The sequence below is a fragment of the Zhongshania marina genome (genome assembly GCF_002915595.1).
GTDB lineage: Bacteria > Pseudomonadota > Gammaproteobacteria > Pseudomonadales > Spongiibacteraceae > Spongiibacter > Spongiibacter marinus_B.
In genome coordinates this window covers 1-18,502 of record NZ_PQGG01000016.1, presented here as the reverse complement: position 1 = coordinate 18,502, position 18,502 = coordinate 1, and the positions used below count along the sequence as shown (strand labels likewise).

Here is an 18,502-nt window from a genome sequence, read left to right as displayed (position 1 = left end):
TTTTGTAAAAGGAGCCCATTTTGGCATTCGTTTCTTTACGCTCAATCACTACATATGCTCTGGTCGCACTACTGCTTGTAATGGCTAGCACGGCCTTCGCTCAGGATAATTACCAGACGGTAGAATGGACAGACCTTATACCCAAAGATGATCTGGAGGCTTTTTTAAATCCACCAGATTCTATCAATGAAATTGAAGATGGCTCAGACGCAGATAAGATTGCCAGCCAAATCAAAGCCGCACTGGATGAACCAGGCGACAGCCGCTATCAGCAAGCCTTAGTTTCCACCAAAGTTATTGCCGAGTTCGACGGCAAAGCCATTCGCATTCCCGGATTTATCGTCCCACTGGAGTTTGGTGTAGATCGGCACCATATCACCAAATTCTTTTTAGTTCCGTATTTTGGCGCCTGCATTCATGTACCACCGCCACCCCCGAATCAAATTGTGTATGCCGAGTTTAAAAAGGGCTTCAAACTATCATCACTGTACGACCCATTTTGGTTATACGGCACCATCAAAACCACAATAGTTGAGAACGACACTGCGACAGCGGCCTACTCCATCGAAGTAGACTCCATTAAGCCTTATACCGAGGAGTAAGGCTTACTGAGTACGCAATCAAATATGGCCTCTTCTAAGTGCGTAAGCACCTCTGGGTCTGTACTAATGCATTCGATTCGGCTGTCCAAACAATCGTCTAGCTCGAACTCCGTCAATACTCCATCGGCCTTGTTGTAGGCCGTAATGCCTTGCGCTGTCACAAAGACGCCTTTAATGCGCTCGGCATCGACACCCACTAACAAACCATACAGCTTAGCCGCATCAAAAATCCACTCAGGCGAGAAGACCCAACCGCGACTGAAGAATCCCTCGCCTTGGTTGTCGATACAAAGATAACCTTCCTCCGACAATTCAATGGGCGGGAAGTATTCCACAGCCAGTTGTTCACTTGAATGCGAATTATGATGGTGGTGATATTCCTGCTGGTGCTCACGGGCCGGTGCCGCCAGCCACTCAATATCAAGCTCGCCTTGGCTCACCTGAAAAACAGATTTACTACTCAAGCCCATCTGATTATGGCCAAAACGCGTCTCCAAAAAATCTAGCAGCGCAGGGAAATCCTCAACCTCATATTGATCCGCCTTGTTCGCCACAATCACATCGGCAATCGCCATTTGCTGATTATATATCGCGTGCTCAGTATAGCGCGGTATAGTAATTTTTCGGGCATCCACTAAGGTGATAGTCGCTTGTAAATCTAGCACCTCTTTATAGTGCTCAGCAGATAGCACCGCCAGCACCTCTTGAGGATGACCAAGACCAGTGGGCTCAATTAACAATCGATGTGGCTTGGCGTGAGTCAGTAAACGGTTCAATGCAATCTGCATGGGTAAACCGGCGGCGCAGCACATACACCCTCCCGGTACTTCTCTAATAAATACCCCAGAAGCTTCGCTTTCTTTACCGCTTATTAAACTGCCGTCAATACCCACCTCGCCAAACTCATTGACGAGTACCGCCCAACGTTCATGATCTGGCTTTTGCTTTAAAAGATGCAGGATGGCCGTCGACTTTCCAACACCAAGAAAGCCGGTGATAACATTGGTGGGAATAGCGCTCAGTGTCGACATTTACAAACATCCTTGGTGTGCATTGCAAAAAATAGTGGCTCGAATTTTATAAGGCTCGCCGCAACACGAAAGCAAGTCTCTAACATTGTCTCTTTGGCGCGGAGTGAGTGACTTTTACGCTGCGGGTGTTTGCATCCACCTGCAAGTAAAAACAGCTAGGTCTGCCGGTATGGCAGGCAGAACCGCGCTGGTCAACATCGCACAGTAAGGTATCGCCATCACAATCAACCCGCATGGTTTTCAGACGCTGATAATGGCCACTCGTTTCTCCTTTTCGCCACAACTGAGCGCGTGAGCGAGACCAATACGTCATATCGCCGCTGTGGAGCGTTTGCTCTAAGGCATCGCGATTCATCCACGCCAGCATAAGCACATCGCGACTGCGGTGATCCTGAGCAATGACCGGAACCAGCCCATTAGACGTAAAACACACATTATCCAATACCTCAGACAATGCTAACCGATCACCGCGCTGGCAATCTTCAAAGGCAAGAAAACCGGTATTGATCATAGTATTTCCGCTGTCGGCGCAGCTAGGCAATGAGCTTTTTTGCTATACCATGCACGTATCAGCCCAGACTGAAAGAATACCGTGGGAAATTCAAATCCGCCCAATTCAATAATGCGGCGAACATCTGCCTCAGGTAACACCGCTACGTCGTTGCGATATGCTGCGTGCATTTTTTCAATATCTTCCTGATTCAAGCCACCTGCTTTCATCACACGGAACCACACCTTCATAAGCGCCAAATCAGCGGGCGAATCCAAATCGGCAGACAGGTCTGAGCTCACCAAGAATCCGCCGGGTAAGAGCCGCTTCGCTATGCTCTCAAAAAATTGGATGCGAGCGGTTTTATCCAACAAAAACTGAGATACCAGCAAGGCCGTAGCCGCATTAAAAACACCGCCCGGTTCAAGCGACTCTAGATAACCACAATGAAGAGTGCAACGCTCAGCCAAACCCAACTCTTCAAGTCGCTGAGCACAAACTGCCAACATGGCTTCCGAAGGATCTACAGCAGTAAAAGTCCAAGACGGAAACATTTGCGCCAACTGAATCAATTCAGCCCCAGTGCCTGCACCTACACATAAAATATTGGCATTTTCAGGCAGCTCGACGAATATGGCCTCCATTAACAAATGGATGGTATCGCGGATGGGTGCCATTCTTTCCCACTGCTTATCGTATGTCGCTGCAGCTTTATTAAAGAGTGCTGCTATTTCATTATTTTGCATTTTGCTGCCCCTCACAGTCGCACTTTTGTTGTCGGCACAATGTATGGTTTTTAATATGACCAAAGGCAATCAGCGACGCACCTATAAGCGATACGATTTTCTCGCCGCGTTCATCAAACCACTCATGGCCGAATAGCGCCGCCACGGTGAGAATAGCCAGCCCGGGCAAACCCACCACCAAAACACTGATATTGCGATGGCGCCGACAGCCCATACTCAAGGCAATTAAACTGGTGGGTAATACCGCTATTAACATCCACAGGTGAAAGCGCTCATCTCCAAATGAACTGGCAGCCAGCGTTGGCAAGACCGCCAAAGCGACCGGAAGAAGTAGGCAATGCACTGCGCACAATAGAGACAGACCGATGGCGGCCTTGTCGATATGGGTAGATAAAGGTGTCACGTTTTCTCCTTATAGTCGCTGTCAGATGGCCAACTAGGCGCAGTCCTGACAAAGACAGTGCAGCTCTAGCTGCGGGCTTTTTAGTATGTAACCGGCGTCTTCGACGTTGCGGCTAAGCGTGTTAATCAACGCTGTTTTAACTCTCATTTCCTTCACACTGCTACATTTATCGCAGATCAAAAATTGCGGCACCTCATGGGTGTGGTCGCAATTAATGTGGGAACAGGCAAGGTATTTATTAGCCAGACGAAGTTTGTGAACCAAATTCTCACTGGCCAGAAAATCAAGCATGCAATACACCGTGGTAGGTGACAGCGACTCGCCAAACTCTTTCTGCATATAGCCAATCAATTCATAGGCAGACTGAGCTTTTTCTGACTTGAGTAAGCTAATCAGAATGCGCTTACGTTTTTCCGTTAGTCTGGCACCAGTAGCGCGACAACTGATTTCAGCTTGCTCGAGGGATCGCTCAATATTATTCATTACAGGGCTTACCTAAAGCTAACATCGCGACGACGAGCATCAATAACTGAAGCCCCCTGCCGGCCATTCACTATCCACTCCACCTGCAGCAATTCAACGCCGGGAAAGATGACAGGAATATCCGCTGTCAGTGAGTCGAGTTTGTCCGGCTGTTCGCAGCGATACTGGTAGTAAGCCTGAACATCGCTGTGCGCGGATTTTTCCTCAGCGACCAAGTCGCTATCGGCATGGCCTTCGTGATCGTCATCCACCTTCGCCAGGGCACCAAAATCAATACGCTGATCCAATAGACGACACCCTCCCGCACCGAGATAAAACAAAGCGCCCGCCTCAGTCAGCGCCACCTTTACCTTAGTCATCTGGGCTTGATGTTCAAGACTGTCGGTATAGTGCTCAAAACCCAATACGTTCACAGCCGGAGAGCGCAGCTCAATATCAAGTTGCTGCCCTTCGAGCACCACAAGCAATTCGGCCTTGCCGTGCATATGAGCTTGGTGCGAATGACCTTGATGATGCGCACCCTCAGCATGAATCAAACCAGCAGACACACCCAAAGCTAGCAGCAGGATTAAGCCGCGAAGACAATGCATCACCGTATGGTTCCTCTCATTTTTTTGCACTCAAATACTCATACCCCGTCCAAGATGGTCGCGGCTCATGCCACGTCAAAGGTAAGCAGTAAGCGATCTTCTGGCACAACTAAGGGCGAGCGGTGAACCAACCCGGCACCTTCATTCCCTTCCCACATTTCACCTTTTAGCAGCGCTACTTCGCCACTTGCCAAGGTTTGAATACAGTCCTCACCAGATATAATCCCGCTCACCGAGTCACTCATTCCATTGCTACCGGCACCCAGTTTGCTGCGGTCTACTTCATGATGGGGAAGCCACTCAGTCCCCCTTCCTACATACGTCGTGATTAATCGACAGGGCACGCGATCGACATGAAATTTAGGACACATACTGCCTTTTAATGGCGTCAGGCGCAGGCCGATGCGCTCAAGGCCAAACAGGGTGAGAAACATATCCGCCAACAACTGTATATCCCGCCTAAGATCGGGATACCGAAGCAACTCCGGCATCGCGTCATCTAAGCTATCGACCTTATCCGCCGTAAGCACTAAGCGGCAGCCGGTAAAGTATCGATCAGCTAGCAAGCTAAGACAGTTCTTTTTTACTGAGTTTGAAAGCTCGCGCTGCCACACCGCTAAATTAACGTCAGTCTGGTAAATATCTACCAAGCAATCTGCCGCCGAGCCAAAAACCGTGCGGCGTATTAATAAATCACTGTGCTCGCGCTCGATAGCGCTGCCATCACTTAATGCAACTGCGTTCATGCCTCAGCCTCCCAAGCCGGAAAAGGATCAGGCAGGGTCTTCCAATGCTCACGCCCCGCCAATAATTCATCATCGCTTAACAGGCAGTTATCTAATTCATCAACAAAGCGATCTCGATCAAGTTTCTGGCCAATGAACACCAGCTCCTGACGCATATCACCAAAGGGTTCCTGCCACGAACTTTTAATAGAGGCGAGATACTCCTCATCCTCAGGCCAGCGCTCCTGGGGAATAGCCTTCCAGAACATGCCGGCAAAACCATAGCGGGCCATACCGCCAGCCTGGCTCCACTGCCCAGCAAACTCAGGACGGCTGGCCAACCAAAAATAGCCTTTAGAGCGAATTAACTTACCTTGAATATCTCCGCTATGGAGAAAGTCGTAAAACTTTTGTGGGTGAAACGGCTTGCGAGCAGTATAGGTAAAGCTGACGATGCCATATTCCTCGGTCTCGGGCACATGCGTACCGCGCATCTCTTGCAACCAGCCCGGCGCCTGCTGCGCGCGCTCAAAACTAAACTTGCCGGTGCCGAGCACCTGATCGATATCCACCTGCCCGTTGCGAATAGGGACAATATCCGCGACGGTATTCAGTGTCTTCAGTACCGCAATCAAACGGTTTAGCGTGGACTCATCCACCAAGTCTGTTTTACTGATCAGCAGTACGTCGGCAAACTCCACCTGCTCCACCAATAAATCCGCCACACTGCGTTGGTCCTCTTCACCCAAGTGCTCATCCGTTTCCTGCAGAAATTTGGCTTCGTCATAGTCCTTTAAAAAATTAACCGCATCGACGACCGTAATCATGGTGTCCAAGCTCGCCACATCAGACAAGCTGACGCCATCCTCATCCGCAAAGGTAAAGGTTTCTGCAACCGGCAGCGGCTCAGAAATACCCGTAGATTCAATTAGCAGGTAATCAAAGCGACCCTCATCGGCCAGCCGACGCACCTCCAGCAGCAAGTCCTCCCGCAGGGTGCAGCAAATACAGCCATTGCTCATTTCGACTAGCTTTTCCTCGCTGCGATTGAGCTCAACCCCATTTTTCACCGCACTGGCGTCAATATTGATCTCGCTCATATCGTTAACGATCACCGCCACCCGCCGACCTTCTCGGTTGTTCAGGACATGACTTAACACCGTCGTTTTGCCCGCGCCAAGAAATCCCGAAAGTACAGAGACCGGCAGTTTTTTAGCGGCGTTTGCCATAGTGCTTTTCCTTCTCTTCCATTTGCGTTTTCACCTCCGCACAGTACTCAGCGGTAGGTCGAATCAATAAGCGGTCAATACCAATGGGCTCACCGCTTTCCAGGCAATAGCCATATTCTCCAGCGCGAATACGCGCCAAAGCGGCATCTATTTTGTGCAGCAACCTTGTCTCTCTATCGACAATGCGCATCGCCATACGAGACTGCTCCTCATACTGCGCCAAGTCCGCGTCGTCATTCAGCTCAAGACGCTCGCCAAGACGTTTTTGCGCCGCGTGAATATGGCCCAATGTTTCGCGTTTCAGCGTTATCAATCTGTCGGAGAAAAACGCCAGTTGCTGCGCATTCATATACGGTGTCACTGCAACATCTATCGCTAGATTCATGATGGCCCTATCGCCTTGTTAGCTGTATTTCGCACCTATCATCTCACATTTATAGTTATGATATAACATATCATAATTGGCACGCCAGATTCAGGCAAGTACCAAACGCCGACAAAAACACAGAAGAGGCATAGCAGAGCGAAAAACACAGCCAAACATCGCGTTGATATTTAAGTCAAAATTCCCATACGACCTTTACAGCGCCCAGCTTAGCAAGCAATATGGCGCCGCTTTTCAATGAAGTGAAATATCTAACGTAAGGTCCCATTACGTTTACACAAACAGTTAGGAAGTGAGACATTCAATAATGGATTATACAAAGACAGTTACCATATTTACCCTTTGTTTGGTTTTATTCGCCTGTGGCGGAGGAGGTGGCGGCGGCAGCTCAGCCCCCGACGTCAACATTGCCCCCAGTATTAGCGGCGCACCAGCAAACCATATAACCGTTGGCGAAAATTACCGCTTCGCTCCAACGTTCTCAGATCCTAACAGCGACACCTTAACGTTTTCTATCATCAACAAACCAAGCTGGGCTGAGTTTGATGTTACTACCGGAATCTTATCTGGCACCGCCGACCAACTTGGCATAACAGAAAACATAAGCATCTCTGTATCCGACGGCGAATTTGCCACCAGCCTGCCAGCTTTTTCCCTGAGGGTTCACGAGATAGAAAACAGCACCATCTCTATTCGTATCTCTGGCGCATCAGACCTGTACGACTTCGATGTTGTTTTAAATGAAGATGAGGCCAACGAACAGGTTTTAAGCATTCAAGGAAATGGCGATTACAGCTTTGAAGAGCAAGTAAGCTATAAGCAACCCTATGCGGTAGACATTAAACGCCACCCAGCTCGACAAGACTGCGAGGTAGCGGGTGGAAGCGGCATCGCCAGCGGCCCAGTTCCTATTATTAAAATAAATTGCGCCGACGATGAAAGCGCCGAGCTTTTTGATATTAATGTATTACACAAATATAGAATCACTATGACGGCCGACGAGTGGAATGCATTCGTACTAGATACAGAGCGAGCTCGATACGACAATAGAGATTCAGAAAATGACGTAAAAGACAATCTGTGGACGCATAGCGAGATTTACCGAAAAGTAGACGTCGAGCGCGTAGACGCCACTACCGGCGAAGTACTAGACCAATTCGACAATGTCGGATTTAAAATGCGCGGCAATAATAGCCGCCAATGGCCTGAGTATTGGGTTCGCTACAACTCAGATACCAAGCCCGACGAAGGACAGCCCAACCGTTTTCACTTTTCGCTAAAATTCTCCGAAAAATTTAACGACGACGAAGGTGTTTACGCCTGTATAGATGCCTCCGGCAACCCGGCTGCAGTTTCTGGCGCGCCTTGCTGGAAGCGTGTTTCTTTAGACCACCCAGAAATACCAGAAAATGACGATCGCACCCTTAAAGGCATCGAAAAGCTCAACTTTAAATTTAATAAAGATGACCCAACTTACGCGCGCGAACTGCTTAGCCACGACATCCTAACCCAGATTGGAGCCCCAACCTCCCGCATGGCGTATGCCGCTATCGAAATAGTCATCACCGGCGAAGCGGGCCAAAAACTATTTAACAAGCCGCTGCCACAAACCCACAAGATGGGTATCTACATGGTAGAAGAACCCATCGACAAGCTTTATTTACAGCGCTACTTTGGTAAAAACGGCTATCTCTTTAAAGTAGGCGGCGCCGACCTTACCGACACCGTAAACCCAAATTGCCTGCCGTATGAAAACGACGACAAAGCAAGCACCGGATATATTAACGAAAACTTTTGCCGCATCGGCATCGAAAAGTCAGACCCAAGTAGCCGCCAAGAATGGCTAGGCATAGACAATTACCTCAACCCTGACTTTGTTAACAGCGACATCAATGATGGCGGCGAAGTTTCACAATTTGCACCTTATAGACCGAACTATGATCTTAAAGAAAAGAAAGGCTCAATTATCGAGGCGCGTATTGCTTTACAAAACTTCATGCTCTTTCTGCAAAGCAATCCAACGGCTGATGAACTAAATGAACAATTCGACGTGCTCGGGTTTATCAAAGCCCAAGCGGCGGATATTGTGACTGGTGCGGTGGATCATTACACCCGCGTCGGCAACAACTACTATCTCTACTTAAATCCCTTAAACGATAAGTGGACCTATCTTGTTTACGATTACGACTTTAGCTTCCGCGACCGCCACCCAGATTATTGGGGTAACTCAACAAACTTCCAAAATATCGCGGATACAAGAATTTTTCCAAACGGTATTACACCGGCCTGGAATGAAGGAACCTCCAGCTGGATCGACCCCATTTTGTGGACAATCGTTTTCTCTAAAGAAGAAAACAAAACGATCTTGTACCAAGAAATTAAAAGCCTGCTAAACAACCAACTAAACTGGGAAGGCAACTTAAAGCACGTATTAAATACCCGCAATAACTTAATTAAAGATACCATTTTGGATGCAAGCATTAGCATAAAAGGAAAATGCGACACTGATTACAATGAAACCGCGCTAGGGCTAAGTGAGCACAGCCCCTGCGACAACGGGGACATATCCATCAAAGAATATGTTGAGTGGCGTCAGCGTGTACTCGGTGAAGAATTAGACGCTGCGGGGATCTAAGCCCAAGGCCTTATAAAAGGCTATTCAGGAATAGCCGAACCGTATAACTGCTTACCCCTAAGGCCGCAATGGCCACGGGTAGGCAGTTATCCGCCACATAGCACTAGAATCATAGCGGCTACACCCAGCGGGCTAATTCCCCCTCATTATTCTTATCACTTGATATCCTTATCTGTAAGTCAAATACTGTGGCTTGATTTTCAAAGCCTGTAGTTTGATCATCGAAAATAAATATTAACCAACACTAAAAAAGGGAAGATATACCGTGAAACCCGAAACTTTAGCATTGCACGCAGGTTACAAAAGCGACCCAACCACACGCGCTGCGGCCGTCCCTATCTATCAAACAACGTCTTACACCTTTGACGACACACAACATGGCGCCGACCTGTTTGACTTAAAAGTCGAGGGCAATATCTACAGCCGCATCATGAACCCGACCAATGCCATTCTAGAAGCGCGAATGACAGAGCTAGAAGGCGGAATCGGCAGCTTGGCCGTCGCCTCTGGTATGACAGCGATTACCTACGCACTGCAAACCATCTGCCGCGTTGGCGATAACTTTATTAGCACCAGCCAACTATACGGCGGCACGTACAACCTTTTTGCACACTCGCTACCCAATCAAGGCATAGAGTGCCGCATGGTCGCACACGATGACTTCGATGCCATCGCCGCCAATATCGACAGCAACACCCGTGCACTCTTTTGCGAATCAATCGGCAACCCCGCAGGCAATGTTGTCGATATTCAACGCTGGGCAGAAATCGCCCATGCCCACGGTATCCCGCTAATTGTCGACAATACCGTTGCAACGCCATTTTTATGTAGACCCTTTGAACACGGTGCAGATATTGTTGTGCACTCACTAACAAAGTACATAGGCGGTCATGGCACCACCATCGCCGGTGTTGTAGTCGATTCAGGGAAGTTTGACTGGAAGGCCAACGCAGATAAATTCCCCATGCTTAACCAGCCAGATCCGTCCTATCACGGCGTAGTCTATACCGAGGCGCTAGGCCCAGCCGCCTTCATTGGCAGATGTCGAGTTGTGCCACTGCGAAATACCGGTGCCGCCCTGTCCCCCTTCAATGCCTTCCTCATCATGCAGGGACTAGAAACCCTCGCCCTGCGCATGGAACGCCATTGCGAAAATGCCGAGCGGGTCAGCAGCTATTTGCAAAATCATCCCGCAGTGGAATGGGTAAATTACGCAGCACTTAGCGACAGCCCATACAAATCAGTGTGCGATAAAATTTGCGGCGGAAAAGCCTCAGGGATTGTTAGCTTTGGTATCAAAGGTGGCCGCGAAGCCGGAGCCAAATTTATTGATTCTCTGCAACTACTGCTTCGACTGGTAAACATCGGCGATGCCAAATCCTTGGCCTGCCATCCAGCAAGCACAACACACCGCCAGTTAAATGCAGAAGAGCTCAAGGCTGCGGGTGTGAGCGAAGACCTAGTTCGGATCTCGGTGGGTATTGAACATATCGACGACATTATTGCCGATCTCGATCAAGCGCTAAAAGTAGCTACTTCTTAAAAGCACTTGCTATAAAAACACCCCTCCCGTCGCTGCCACAGAAGCGTTGGGAGGGGTGCAAAAAATGACGCCGCGATCATCATCAAAAACGTATATAGATAATCGCTTTCTCCCAATCCAGCCCCACGTCACTAGCAAGAGCAAACCATTGTTCTTTATTGCTGCGCTTTTAATAATAAATCGTGACCGTTACGGTATCGCTATACGTTCCTTGCGGCGGTGTTATCTGTGGTGCCGTGCGCGCATAAACACTTTGCGCCTGCGCGCTACCGGTGCCGATATCAGCCAGTGTGTCGCTATTAAGGGTGTCGCCCCAGCGCTGGCTTCTCGCGGCATCGCGATACAGTTCATAACTAACATACTTGCCGGCTCCGTTATGCATCCGGCGGGTGTTGCCAGTTGCGTTCTGGCCATTATCTAAACCAATCTGATACGGCGTGGTATTCGTGCACTGCGGCGCAATAATAGCGGTGGTGTCTATATTGCTACTGAGAATGCCCTGGGTACCAAAACTGATATTTTGTACAGAAAAGCTAGGATTGCAGCTCGCCTCTACCGTCGCGCTTGCGGTAAATGGGAAACTAGCAATGCCGCTACTGGCTCCACCACTGGTACAGCTAGTCGGCCAAGACGGATAAAAAATAACTACCCCCGCATTGGCTCGGAACACCATAAAGGCATCTATGCCTGAAAAACTATTGCTGTAACTGCCCGGTATAGCCGTGTTTTGGCCAGAAATAATGTCACCGTAAACAGTAACACTACCACTTCCTGAGCCCCCCAATAGCGGCACCGAATATTCAAGATCAACCTCATATTTGTCTGTCCCTTCGACAACACGAGGCCATACCAAAGAATGGCCCGCATCTTGGTATAGATTAAACCGTAATTCATTAGCCCCGCTGGTCATACGCCTTGGCACAATCGTAGATCCTGAGCCCTGATCACCACTGCCAATGCCAAAACAAAGCTTAGCCCTCGCCGCTGCGAGCAGGGATAAGCCAGAGGTAGTACATTGGTAATTAATTGTGGCGGTCACGCCCGTCCAGCCAGTAAAAGGATCACTCCCCCCAAAGTTCACATTCGTCATGCTCGCACTGCAGGTCGTGGCGGCCTGAGCTGCTGTCGGTAAGGCAATAAATACTGCGAGCAATACCGCTTTTATATAATGTGCAGTCATGGTTGCTCTCGGCAAATCAGTGGCCCAATGGCAGATATACCATCCGTTTTCTCAGCCAAAACCACATCTACAACACAGCGGCCAGCCCCCGGTGGCGTCACAACGAGTGTACTGCGCTCAGGCAAGCCCTCCACATAAACTTGGCCATCGTGGCCCACAAATGCGATGGTATTCTCGCCTTGCAAAAGCTGGCTCCCCAAAGGAATAAATTTGCCCGCAGTATCCTGCAAAGTAAGCAAAACCGCACGCACGCGACGCAAGCCAAAATCAAGCCGCACCCCCGCGCGCTCGGTCGGCACCGCAAGCACGCCCTGCGTATCAAATTGAATACCACTCGGCAAAGACAAGGGATCAATTGACACGTGATTGCCTCGGTAAGCGCCCAAACCCGTCAGCAAATAATAGCCCTTTTTATTGGTGCGACCGATAGGCCGGTTTTCCAATTGCACCGGCACGTCGGCAATACCGTTGGTAGAAACCAAGGCGAAACTATCGCTCACCTCACGGGCAGGAAAAATAGCGTTCGGCGCGTCGGCCATCCAAATAAATGAACCACTCACATCAGCAAAAGCCGACTCACCACTGGGCAAAGAGCGCAGTCCCGCGCCAATTTGCGCATAATCACCCCGGTACAGAGCATCTGCCTGTAGGTAATCGACATTCTCAGAACGCTGCATTTGCAAACCCCAACCCGTACCACCGTCAGCCGATACCCCACGGCTAAGATACGCCGCCTGCTGACTGCTGCCGTCACGATCGCGGCTAGCAGAAACACCGCCGTTCACCCGGCCACCCAAGGACACCGACAGCCCCGCATACACACTATAACCATCGTCATTATCGAGCTCTCGAGAGGCGTTAACAAACAGCGTAATCCCGGCAAAAAGCCGCTTGCTATAACTTGCACCAACACTTTTGTACGGTGCCTCATCCAGTCGATTAAGACGGCTGTAATTTATAGACACGCGGCCGCTAGCACTAGAGCCAAAACCTAACAACAGGCGCTCGGTGCGCTGCGACGGCGGGCGACCATCCCTAGAGGCAATATCGCGATAATCCCCAAAACTGCGCTGCAAACTGTAATCAACTGTAAAACCAAGACGGCTCCAATTGTATCCCAGCGTTTGCTGCCTGCCGTCTGCGTCGCGCCCCTTGCTCTTGGCCACCGCGCCGCTAAACAAGCCAGCGCGACCTAGCGTAAATAAAGCACCTACGCCAGCCGCCGCTAGCTGCTCATCGCCTTCTGCATGACCCTCTAAGGTCACCGTATCGCTAAGGCCGTGACGTAAGCTCGCGCTAGCGGCAAGATGATCGCGATAGCTAAACGACTCCACACCGTAGCCTTGGCGAACACTGCCCGCCTCAAAGGAAAAATCACTCAAGCCCCGCTGCAATAAACGCGGAGAGCTGTAAAAAGAAAAATCTTGCACCGTCGTGCGCCCAAGCGCATCGGTTAACACCATTTGTGCCTGGCTCAAACCGCTAACCGTAGGGGCGCTATCAATACGATAAGCACCCGGTAAAACCTCACCGCTGTATTGCCGCAAACCCTCTACATAAAGCTCCACCTGCGAGGGCAAGGCCGCTTCACCATAAAACGCGGGCAAGGCTTGTGTCACCAACGCCGGTTGCAGCGCAAAATTACGCCTAAACTGAATCCCACCCAGCCGCGTTGCCCGGGTCCAAGACAAGCCACCGCTAATAAAATCCCCCGCCCTTACGGTAAGTAAATCGTCCTGAGAAGACCAAGTCCAATGCGTATCCAAGCGGGTATAGCTGTCTTGCTCACCACTGCTGGCGTTGCGCAGTAAGCCGGTGTTTTCTACTACATGATGATCAACAAAGGCGCGCATGGCTGTGCTCGCGGCAACATCGTATTCACCGAACTCATCTAAGGTTAGGTACAAATCGTAATTCAGCAAGGCTCCAAAACTAGCCTGCGCCTGCGGGCTGCGAGGGGTGTCGCGGCGATAAGACTGCAAACGCGCAGTGAGCAATTCCGGCGCCACTGTTAGATGCAATTTTTGCTGCGCCACGTCGTAGCTGTATTGAAGATCACTAATTGAATCTAAATCGAGATACGGCTGCTTAGGGAGATTATTTAAGGCAATACCCATTGCCGCCAGATGCTCAGACAAAACATAAAAGCGGCCATCGAGCGGCATCACCTGCAATAGATAATTTGTCGGCACCATATTAAGCACCACTTCAAGATAAAGTAGCTCTTGGCTGCCGGCCATTGCAGGCCCGTCGAGAAGCATAATGCCGCCCGTCGTTGTTGAGACGGGCGCAGAAGAAGAAAGCTCAGCGCTCACCCAAACCGGAGCCAGCGCGCAACTAATCAGTAACGTCAGCTGGCGCCAAAGGGTAGCGAGTGGGCTGACCATTGACCTGCATCCTTATTTCCGTCGCGGCCGCCGCGCTGCTTGGTAAACCAAAAGACCAACGCCGCACGTTCCCAGACAACACATAACCGGCAAGGCCTTTATGCTCATAAAGCACCTCGCCATCGCGGCTCATCAATTGCATATCGCTAATCTGGGCGCGACTATTTCCGGTATTGTCGGTGACTAATTGCAAACCCGTCTCGGTGTTTTGCAAACGCCAATGAAGCTCGGCATCGCTGGCATTCACGCCTGAGGCAATAAAAGCCGGAATAGAAAAACGTAATAAAAAAGTAAGACCCGGCTGTGCACCAGAGGGAGTATTCGCCCGAACATCTTCACGCGCTGAAGCGGGCAATTCATCCACTAAAATACGAAAACTGCGCTCACCATTAGCCGCGTCTGGCGCAGCACCACCGCGCTGAATAACCCGCACCATCTGACTGGCACCCGGCACAATCGTTAAAAATGGCGGACTAGCTAGCAGCGCAGTAGATGGCTCAAGTACATCTTTACCATCCCGCTGCTCCCAGGCAAACACCCTCACCTGCGCACGCAAAGTGGCAGTGCCGGTATTGCGCAAGGTCAAACCCTTGGCCACCTCGGCGGGAGAAAATTCAAGTAAAGTGGGAGAAACGCCTAAACCAGCTGCAAAGCTAGGAAGGATTGTTAGCGCAAGAAGCGGCCCCAAAAAATGCGGGAGCCGTAATGAAGACCAAAGGACAAACAATAAACGGCGCATAAATTAAGGGGCCACATAGAATACTTAGAACGTTACCGATACCGTCACTGTATCAGAGTACGCACCAGCAGGTGGGGTCGTGGCATTATCACCAGTTTCAACTCGGCCATACACGGTTATATCTTGCTCAATGCCAACACCTGTACCGGCATTCACGCTGCCGAATGTCGTGTCGTCACCCCACAAAGTGGTATAAGCTGCATCGCTATACAAACGGTAGCTAACGAAATTAGTACCGTCATCCGTCATCCGGCGTGTCGTCGCACTCGCATTCGCGCCGTCATCCAAAGCAAGATCGTAAGCTGCATCGGTAGTACAAGTAACAGATACCGTCGACGTTGCCGTGTAATTAGTATTCAACAACTGAACCGTACCAAAACCCATATCAGTCGCCGGTGTCGTCAGCTCACAACTGTCTTCAATCGTAATAGTAACGTCGAAGGTATCTGTTGTTTGAGCAAACAAAGAGTTTGACCAGACCAGCGTGGCAGCCATAAAACCAAATAGATAATTCCGGTGAATAGTCATGCTCAATATTCTCTTTACGTAACAATATATGAGAATTGAGTATATGCCTTCACCAAATTAGCTAAAGATAGTAATTGTACGGATCAACGGGTCGGTAGAGCGCAATTACACGCCCAACACCCCATCATACAAACAGTAAACAACCGCAAAACACCAGATCATCAAAAATCTAATCGGACGTAGTGCCAAAGCATCATTTGATGGAGTAAAACCTGGAAAATGAAGTGTTTTTACTTGGCGCATCGCCATGAAAGCGAGCCTAAATGAATTAAAAGTAGCAGGAAGGCAGCCGCCTTCTTGGCTGTGCCCTACCATCCCTTGCAAGTTCTCGTCCTGAGAATGCCTTCCATGCTATGAGCTCATCCTGAGCCTTCAGAAACTATAGATGCATTATTCAAATTTGAAAAGCCTAAATTTAGCATTTAAGGCCAAAACAACAAACATTAGAGGTCAGCGTGAAAACTTAAGCCTTGCTTTAAACAAAAAGTGCCGCAATAGCGGTGCAGATGGCGCCTTTTAACCCCCCTAAATATCAGCGTAACCATTGGGGTTTGTGCTTTGCCAGCGCCAGGTATCGGCCATCATTTTCTCTAAACTGCTACCGGCCTTCCAAGCGAGGTCACGCTTTGCTTTCTCGGCATTCGCCCAAAATGCGGGTAAATCACCTTGGCGGCGCGGCGCAATTTTGTAGGGCACAGGTTTACCCGTCACCGCTTCAAAAGCCTTTACCATCTCTAGCACCGAGACGCCTTTACCTGCACCCAAATTAAACGCGTGTAAGCCGGGTTTATCCAAAGCCATTAATGAACGACTGTGCCCCGCCGCTAAATCCACCACGTGCAAATAATCGCGTATGCAAGTTCCGTCTGGCGTGTCGTAATCGCCGCCAAATACCGACAGCTCCTCTAACTTACCCACCGCAACACGACTAATAAACGGCATTAAATTATTCGGAATACCCTGCGGATCTTCCCCTATCAAACCAGACTCATGCGCACCAATCGGATTAAAATAACGCAACGCCGCCACCGCCCATCTCGCGTCAGACGCGCATAAATCCGCCAACATCCGCTCGGTCATCGCCTTAGACGCACCATAAGGACTAGAAGGCTGACCCAATGGCATAGACTCCTCATACGGCACCGGCGCATCCGGCCCATACACCGTGGCAGAAGAACTAAACACCAACTTAAACACGCCCGCATTCGCCATTGCCTGACACAATACCATCGTGCCATTCACATTATTCTCGTAATACCGCAATGGCTGCTCAACGCTTTCGCCCACCGCCTTCAAACCGGCAAAATGAATAACCGCATCAATTTTATGGGAAGAAAAAACACCCGCCAACGCACCCGCATCGCGAACATCAGCCTCTATAAAAGCAGGCTCAACGCCGGTAATTTTTGCGATGCGTTTTAAAACAACAGGATTACTGTTCACCAAGTTATCGACAATAACCACATCGTGACCAGCAGCTTGAAGCTCAACAACCGTATGGCTGCCAATGTAACCAGCGCCGCCTGTAACAAGAATTTTAGTCATAAGAAAAACTCAACCAGATATTTTTTCTGTAGGAGGCCGCTGGCCCAGGCCACCCTCTCTTGCGATGAACCCGCAATTCACCTTGGCCGAGACCGATCGAATTACGCGCAACACCCCCAACCAAACACATCGCGGTCGGCCAAGGTGAATTGCACAGCAAGAGAGGGCAGCCTGGGCTGGCCCGCTGCTACACGTGATGGTGCGCTGCTTTTTTGTAGGAGCGGGCGCCGACCGCGATTGCTCGGGCTAAATCTAAGCGGAATTCACCTTAACTGACCGCGATGATACTTACGAAAGCATCTGAATCAATATGCCGTGCCAATGCTCCAGCTTGATTTGGCCCATTTTACTTTTAAGTCTTCTAGCATCTACTGTACGAAGTTGGTCTAGTAAAATACGGCTTTGCTTTCCTTTGAAAAGAACTTCTGGTCTACACCCTAAAGGTTGGCCCTTCGTGGTAATGGGCGCGATGATAACGCGGGGCAAAACAGCGTTCATATCATCGGGGGAAATAATCAAACAAGGCCGTGTTTTTTGGATTTCACTGCCGACAGTCGGATCTAACGCCACCCAATAAACATCACCACGCTTCACCATTCCCAGTCTTCCTGCTCAGACTCCAGCTCTTGCAGCTCAGACAGAGGTTCAATGTCTTTAGCGGGGTCATAACCTTCAAACCAGCCTTGCCTTAGAGGGGTAACGGGTTTTAAAAGTAATACCCCGTCCTCTAAAATCAGCTCCACCTCGTTTTCGATTTGAAGCTGCTCCAAAAAAGCGGACGGAATAATGAGTCCTCGTGAATTACCAATTTTTCTCAGCGTGGTTAGCATTTATTGCCCCGTCAAGTATCAACATTGTTATAACATTGTAAGTCTGACTTGCAAGTAATGCAATGCCCCACAAACCCTTAGGAGCGGGCCACCTTCTCTTGCGATGAATCCGCAATTCACCTTGCCCGAGACCGATTGAATTACGCACAACACCCAGCCAAACACATCGCGGTCAAGAGCCCGCTCCTACAAATGATAATACGCTGATTTTTGTAGGAGGCCGCGCCGAGGCCGATTGAATTACGCACCGACCCAGCCCGAGTTATCGCGGTCAGGAGCCCGCTCCTACACGTGATTTTTTTGTAGGAGGCCGCGCCGAGGCCGATCGAATTACGCACCGACCCAGCCCGAGGCATCACGGTCAGAGCCCGCTCCTACACATATTTTTTTGTAGGAGGCCGCTGGCCCAGGCCACCTTCTCTTGCGATGAA

General features: G+C 49.8%; 19 protein-coding genes. 3 read left to right on the top strand and 16 right to left on the bottom strand.

What is annotated here, in order from left to right; translation table 11 throughout:
• The first annotated feature begins 20 nt into the window (after positions 1-20).
• Entirely contained in the window at positions 21-602 is a 582-nt protein-coding gene (locus tag C0068_RS06910) for a DUF3299 domain-containing protein (RefSeq protein ID WP_233208765.1), read from the top strand.
• Here C0068_RS06910 and C0068_RS06905 read toward each other — a convergent pair.
• From C0068_RS06905 to C0068_RS06865, 9 genes are all read right to left on the bottom strand, one after another.
• Positions 587-1,633: a CobW family GTP-binding protein gene (locus C0068_RS06905; protein ID WP_103683762.1), complete on the bottom strand. Its 1,047-nt coding sequence runs from the start codon at positions 1,631-1,633 to the stop codon at positions 587-589. The genes C0068_RS06910 and C0068_RS06905 overlap by 16 nt on opposite strands.
• 79 nt (positions 1,634-1,712) lie before the next feature.
• Positions 1,713-2,144 carry a phosphoribosyl-AMP cyclohydrolase gene (gene hisI / locus C0068_RS06900; protein WP_103683761.1) on the bottom strand — a complete coding sequence of 144 codons (432 nt, stop codon included), beginning with the start codon at positions 2,142-2,144 and terminating at the stop codon, positions 1,713-1,715.
• The gene (locus tag C0068_RS06895) at positions 2,141-2,869 is read right to left on the bottom strand and encodes a class I SAM-dependent methyltransferase (RefSeq protein WP_103683760.1); all 729 of its coding nucleotides are present in this window, start codon (positions 2,867-2,869) and stop codon (positions 2,141-2,143) included. Before C0068_RS06895 ends, hisI begins: the two co-directional genes overlap by 4 nt.
• On the bottom strand, positions 2,859-3,272 hold the full coding sequence (locus C0068_RS06890; RefSeq protein ID WP_103683759.1) for a MerC domain-containing protein: 414 nt from the start codon (positions 3,270-3,272) through the stop codon (positions 2,859-2,861). The genes C0068_RS06895 and C0068_RS06890 overlap by 11 nt, the downstream gene beginning before the upstream one ends.
• Before the next feature lie 33 nt (positions 3,273-3,305).
• Positions 3,306-3,755 carry a Fur family transcriptional regulator gene (locus C0068_RS06885; RefSeq protein WP_103683758.1) on the bottom strand — a complete coding sequence of 150 codons (450 nt, stop codon included), beginning with the start codon at positions 3,753-3,755 and terminating at the stop codon, positions 3,306-3,308.
• A gap of 8 nt (positions 3,756-3,763) precedes the next feature.
• Positions 3,764-4,345, bottom strand: coding sequence for a ZrgA family zinc uptake protein (locus tag C0068_RS06880; protein ID WP_103683757.1), 582 nt, complete (start codon positions 4,343-4,345; stop codon positions 3,764-3,766).
• Positions 4,346-4,410: 65 nt separating this feature from the next.
• Complete coding sequence (locus tag C0068_RS06875) at positions 4,411-5,091, bottom strand: DUF1826 domain-containing protein (RefSeq protein ID WP_103683756.1); 681 nt, start codon at positions 5,089-5,091, stop codon at positions 4,411-4,413.
• Complete coding sequence (zigA, locus tag C0068_RS06870; protein ID WP_103683755.1) at positions 5,088-6,299, bottom strand: zinc metallochaperone GTPase ZigA; 1,212 nt, start codon at positions 6,297-6,299, stop codon at positions 5,088-5,090. The genes C0068_RS06875 and zigA overlap by 4 nt, the downstream gene beginning before the upstream one ends.
• Entirely contained in the window at positions 6,283-6,684 is a 402-nt protein-coding gene (locus C0068_RS06865) for a TraR/DksA family transcriptional regulator (RefSeq protein WP_103683754.1), read from the bottom strand. Before C0068_RS06865 ends, zigA begins: the two co-directional genes overlap by 17 nt.
• A 307-nt stretch (positions 6,685-6,991) precedes the next feature.
• Between C0068_RS06865 and C0068_RS06860 the strand changes: the two genes are divergently transcribed.
• Together C0068_RS06860 and C0068_RS06855 are read left to right on the top strand one after the other, a co-directional pair.
• Positions 6,992-9,319 carry a CotH kinase family protein gene (locus tag C0068_RS06860; RefSeq protein ID WP_103683753.1) on the top strand — a complete coding sequence of 776 codons (2,328 nt, stop codon included), beginning with the start codon at positions 6,992-6,994 and terminating at the stop codon, positions 9,317-9,319.
• 265 nt (positions 9,320-9,584) lie between these two features.
• On the top strand, positions 9,585-10,862 hold the full coding sequence (locus C0068_RS06855) for an O-acetylhomoserine aminocarboxypropyltransferase/cysteine synthase family protein (RefSeq protein WP_103683752.1): 1,278 nt from the start codon (positions 9,585-9,587) through the stop codon (positions 10,860-10,862).
• 169 nt (positions 10,863-11,031) lie between these two features.
• Here the strand turns inward: C0068_RS06855 and C0068_RS06850 are convergent, their stop codons facing one another.
• The 7 genes from C0068_RS06850 to C0068_RS06820 form a co-directional block, all read right to left on the bottom strand.
• Positions 11,032-12,042: a Csu type fimbrial protein gene (locus C0068_RS06850; RefSeq protein WP_103683751.1), complete on the bottom strand. Its 1,011-nt coding sequence runs from the start codon at positions 12,040-12,042 to the stop codon at positions 11,032-11,034.
• Positions 12,039-14,429 (bottom strand): fimbria/pilus outer membrane usher protein, encoded by a 2,391-nt coding sequence (locus C0068_RS06845; protein ID WP_103683750.1) that lies wholly within the window; start codon positions 14,427-14,429, stop codon positions 12,039-12,041. Before C0068_RS06845 ends, C0068_RS06850 begins: the two co-directional genes overlap by 4 nt.
• Positions 14,380-15,117: a fimbrial biogenesis chaperone gene (locus C0068_RS06840; RefSeq protein WP_158249934.1), complete on the bottom strand. Its 738-nt coding sequence runs from the start codon at positions 15,115-15,117 to the stop codon at positions 14,380-14,382. Before C0068_RS06840 ends, C0068_RS06845 begins: the two co-directional genes overlap by 50 nt.
• A gap of 75 nt (positions 15,118-15,192) precedes the next feature.
• Positions 15,193-15,696 carry a Csu type fimbrial protein gene (locus tag C0068_RS06835; protein WP_103683749.1) on the bottom strand — a complete coding sequence of 168 codons (504 nt, stop codon included), beginning with the start codon at positions 15,694-15,696 and terminating at the stop codon, positions 15,193-15,195.
• Between the two features lie 525 nt (positions 15,697-16,221).
• Positions 16,222-17,241: a UDP-glucose 4-epimerase GalE gene (gene galE, locus C0068_RS06830; RefSeq protein WP_103683748.1), complete on the bottom strand. Its 1,020-nt coding sequence runs from the start codon at positions 17,239-17,241 to the stop codon at positions 16,222-16,224.
• Positions 17,242-17,529: 288 nt separating this feature from the next.
• Positions 17,530-17,838, bottom strand: coding sequence for a type II toxin-antitoxin system PemK/MazF family toxin (locus C0068_RS06825; RefSeq protein WP_103683747.1), 309 nt, complete (start codon positions 17,836-17,838; stop codon positions 17,530-17,532).
• Positions 17,832-18,071: an AbrB/MazE/SpoVT family DNA-binding domain-containing protein gene (locus C0068_RS06820; protein ID WP_103683746.1), complete on the bottom strand. Its 240-nt coding sequence runs from the start codon at positions 18,069-18,071 to the stop codon at positions 17,832-17,834. The genes C0068_RS06825 and C0068_RS06820 overlap by 7 nt, the downstream gene beginning before the upstream one ends.
• Between the last annotated feature and the right edge of the window lie 431 nt (positions 18,072-18,502).